At 43.4% G+C, this 4,166-nt stretch carries 3 protein-coding genes, 1 tRNA gene and 1 pseudogene; 3 read left to right on the top strand and 2 right to left on the bottom strand.

Annotation, left to right across the window (positions count from 1 at the left end):
- Positions 1-554 precede the first annotated feature (554 nt).
- Positions 555-626 (top strand) — tRNA-Thr (locus tag PSE7429_RS22205).
- Positions 627-634: 8 nt separating this feature from the next.
- Here PSE7429_RS22205 and PSE7429_RS22200 read toward each other — a convergent pair.
- A complete protein-coding gene (locus PSE7429_RS22200; RefSeq protein ID WP_040690285.1) occupies positions 635-1,930 on the bottom strand; it encodes a tetratricopeptide repeat protein in 1,296 nt (431 codons plus the stop codon).
- A 30-nt stretch (positions 1,931-1,960) separates the two neighbouring features.
- Between PSE7429_RS22200 and PSE7429_RS22195 the strand changes: the two genes are divergently transcribed.
- Positions 1,961-2,299: a hypothetical protein gene (locus tag PSE7429_RS22195; RefSeq protein WP_040690284.1), complete on the top strand. Its 339-nt coding sequence runs from the start codon at positions 1,961-1,963 to the stop codon at positions 2,297-2,299.
- Between the two features lie 109 nt (positions 2,300-2,408).
- On the opposite strand, the gene hisG is transcribed toward PSE7429_RS22195, so the two are convergent.
- Positions 2,409-3,044 (bottom strand): ATP phosphoribosyltransferase, encoded by a 636-nt coding sequence (hisG, locus tag PSE7429_RS22190; RefSeq protein ID WP_009629631.1) that lies wholly within the window; start codon positions 3,042-3,044, stop codon positions 2,409-2,411.
- A gap of 498 nt (positions 3,045-3,542) precedes the next feature.
- Here hisG and PSE7429_RS22185 point away from each other — a divergent pair.
- Positions 3,543-4,097, top strand: a pseudogene (locus tag PSE7429_RS22185) (IS1 family transposase); the annotation flags it as partial.
- Between the last annotated feature and the right edge of the window lie 69 nt (positions 4,098-4,166).

Below are 4,166 nucleotides of genomic sequence, written 5' to 3'. Positions count from 1 at the left end.
CGGCGCTTCGCGCCGCAACTCTCTATTGGGTTTGATGTCCTTACTTAAGTGAATATAGCTATATCTCTTAACGTCAGTTCGGAATAATTTGAAACTGGCTTTTAAAATTTGCCAACTTAGCCAGAACTGACGTTTGCTTAGTTCCCTTCTTGTGTATGTGTTCCAACACACACTTTGGACATTTCATCTCTTTTACTGCAACTCGTCCTTCATTATGCAACGCCTACTTTCGATCATTCTGAATATGTGCAACGCCCAAAATACTGCAATGATAAAATATTCCATAGAAAACATAATTCTCACCGCTAATGGCGTTAGGTCTATTCTCTAACACTTTCGGCTGTGAGTTTTTTTTGCAAGTTCTTAGTTGCACATGGCGTTAGGTACATTAAAAACAAGAAGAGTATGACAGCGCCAACCTTCTTTTTTTGTTTTTTTGATTTTGTCCCAGCATAACTGGCTATAGCTGTATATCAAAAATCACGAAAAAATATTTTGGTAAGTGTTGCTAAAAACGTCCATCATTATGTAACAATAACAAAGAGTTAAAAAACGCCCTCATGGCTCAGGGGTAGAGCATTCCCTTGGTAAGGGAAAGGTCACGGGTTCAAATCCCGTTGAGGGCTTACTTAATTTATTGATCGTTACGATCGCTTTCTAGATCAAAAATCACCTTTTGCCAGTACCAAATTTCAGGCATATTAGGATGTTCCTGTTTAGCAATGTCGATGAGACGTTGAGCGATCGCCATATTGCCACCCACCAATAGCAATAAGCGTTGTTGCAACTCCAGACTAGGCATTTGCATGAGATTTACTGTTGCGTTAGCAATGACCTGTTGGCTTTTTGCCTCTTTGGTTTGTTTTTCTAGTTCCGACTGCCAGAGACTAATGCGGGCTAGGGCATAGCGATAGCGTTCCATCAGCGATCGGGTAAACCAAATATTCGCGGCTTGTTGATAATCCTCGATCGCTCCTTTAAGATCGCCAAAGTCATACCTAGCGTCGGCGCGATCACAATATAGTTGCGGATTATTGTGATTTAGAGATAGCGATCGCGAAAAGTCTTCGATCGCGGCCCGATAGTCCTTGAGTTTGGTATAGGCTTTGGCGCGATCGCTATAAACATCGACTATGCTGGGATATTCGCGGATTAACTCGTTAAAATCGGCAATGGCTCCCCTTGCATCACCGATTTCGAGGCGGATGCGCCCACGACCGAGGCGGACTTCGATGTTCTGTGGTTCTAGGAATGTGGCTTGATTGAGATCCTGAATTGCTAGTTGAGTATCACCGAGTTTTCCAAGGACTAGACCCCGCAAACAGAGAGCCTTTATGTTTTGAGGTTCGATTTGCAATACCCAGTTGAGAGCAATTAAGGCTTGGGTATGCTCGCCTTGATCGATCTTGGGCTGGATATCTGCCAGAATATTAGCAACTGACGGGGGCAGCATTGTTTCTAGCGATTTATAGCTCTCGATACAACGGCGACAGTTATCTTCATCCCGTAATTCTAAGAATAGATGGGCAGCCTGTTTATAGGTGGCGATCGCCTTTTCCCATTGCTGCTGTTGCTTGTAGGTTAAGCCCAGTAATTGATGGGCGATCGCTGATTTGGGATTAATTTCTAGAGCTTGAGCAATGTCAGTTTGCGCGCCAAGGATATCGGCGATCGCGATCCGAGTCATGCTGCGAGCCACATATACATCGATCACGTCAGGAGCGAGCATAATTGCTTGGCTATAGTCGGCAATTGCCCCTTGACGATCGCCTAGATCGAAGAGAATTAAACCACGTTGATAATAGGCTTCAGCCCATTGAGGATTAACATCGATCGCAAGGCTAAAGGCTTGTATTGCACCATAGCGATCTCCCGACTTTGCCTTGGCTAAACCCTGTTGAAAGAAATCTTCATGAAAATCTGTTGGCATGACCATACTTGTTCCCCAAGCTATAGCGATATGATAAATGAAACTCATACTTTTGCAGTGCATTACTCAGGAGTTATTGCCATGCCCAAAAAGTCAAAAGATATCAAACATAAGATCGAAACAACACTGCATACTGTCGCTGACGCAGCCCAACAACAGTACGAAAAAAATTTTAAAAAAGCCCATAAAAATGTCGATAAGCAAGTCAGCTCAGTACGCGATCGCCTTGAAGAGTTTGATAGCTGGGCGGTAGATTCCGTCAACGAAGTCTTAGAAAATGTTGAGAAAAAACTAGAAAAAAAAGTTTCCAAAACCATGAGCCGTATCCAAAATGCAGCAAGATCGGCGTGGGAAAAGCTTACTGATTAAAAAAATGATGCTTGCCGCACAAAGCCCAAACAAAAAGCAGGGAATGGCAACGCGAAGAGCTACCATTCCCTGCTTTTTGCTTGCTTTTTGCTTGCTTTTTGCTTGGGTTTTAGCGAGAGCCAACCTGCATTTGTTTCATCAACTTACTAAAGCGATCGCTATCCAAACGATAACTGAGTGGATGTCCGATCAATCTCGCGGTGCTGTGATATAAAACTTCGATTTCGATTAACCCATTATCTTTGAGGGTTTTGCCCGTCGAGACCAAATCCACGATCGCCTCAGCCATCCCTGTAATCGGTCCAAGTTCCACCGAGCCGTACAGAGGAATAATCTCGACAGGTAAATCAATGCTGTCAAAGTAGGTGCGAGCGCAACCTACATACTTTGAAGCAATACGGCTATGGGGCGGCAAGTCCAACGGTGAACGATAACGACTTTCTCCAGAGACCGCGATCGACATACGACAGCCACCAAAACCTAAATCGAGCAATTTAGCCACTTTAGGAGTTTTTTCCCGTAAGACATCTTCCCCCACGATGCCTGCTTGGGCCTGTCCATATTCCACATATACAGGTACATCTTGCGCTCTCACCAGCAGAGCCTTAGCTGAGCCCGTCGGATCGGTGATTTGCAGTTGACGGTTTGAAGCATCAAGAAAGGCGCTAAAGTCAAGTCCCACTCCTTGGAGCAATTCAATAGAGTCTTTTAATAGTGAGCCTTTGGGAAGTGCGAAGGTGAACATGGAGTCGGGCTGCTAACAATATGGTTGATCGTGAATGCGCGATCGCGCTTCTTAGTAATTATCGCGGATGGTGCGCTCATTTTATAGACTTATAGGCGATCGCCAATAGCCCATTTTGTTTACAGCGCTTTGCGCTCAAATCCAAACCAAGAGAGTTTTTGAAAGTGTTGCTTTGCAACACTTTCAAAAACTCTCTTATAGTTCTTTTGATCGAAAATTGCTGTAATACCAATTCACGAAAGTGTGACAACACTTTTGTGAATTAAAAACCAAACCCAGTAAGGTTTTGAGATTTCCAAAATGGCGTTGCCATTTTGGGAATTGGTATAACCCAAGCCCAAAAACATAAGTGGCGGCGCAAAGCGCCGCCACTTATATTTTTGGGCTTATGTCCAAGGCAAAGCTTTTATAGCTATAGAGAATTACTAAGTAGCTGGGTAGTCCTAAAAAGGAAAGGATGTAGGAAAATGTTTTCGATAGTTGCTAAAAAGCAAAGTGATGACTGAAATAAGACCATCTTGTCCATCCTGCCAATCTATATCGGTAGTTAAGAACGGTAGTACACGTCATGGGAAACAAAATTATAAATGTCGTGATTGTGGTCGCCAATTTGTAGAAAATCCTCAGTGGCAGAGAGTCTCTGAGCGTATACACGAGAGTTATGAGCTACTAGAACGACTACTACAAGAAAAGATCCCGTTAGCTGGAATAGCTAGAGTGCTCAAGGTGTCAGAACGATGGTTGCAAAGTTATGTCAATGATAAATATGAAAATATTCCTCAACAGGTAGAGGTAGAACCTAAACCAAAAAGTCGTTTGACCGTACAGATGGATGAATTATGGTCTTTTGTGGACAACAAGGGCAATAAACAGTGGGTATGGCTTGCCATTGATGCTGAAACTCGTGAAATTGTGGGTTGCTATATTGGCGATCGCTCTGGTGATTCAGCTCAGAAGGTATGGGAATCTTTGCCTGCCGTCTATCGCCAATGTGCAGTTATTTACACTGATTTCTACTCGTCTTATCCTGTCGTACTACCAGTAGCTGGGCATAATTAAAATCCAGATTAAAAACCTGTGGCGCAGCGTGCACCACAGGTTTTGGGTTTTATATTTAATTGC

The organism is Pseudanabaena biceps PCC 7429, from assembly GCF_000332215.1.
Classification (GTDB): Bacteria; Cyanobacteriota; Cyanobacteriia; order Pseudanabaenales; family Pseudanabaenaceae; genus Pseudanabaena; species Pseudanabaena biceps.
The sequence above is the reverse complement of the archived record's forward strand: the minus strand, read 5'-3'. Positions and strand labels throughout refer to the sequence as shown.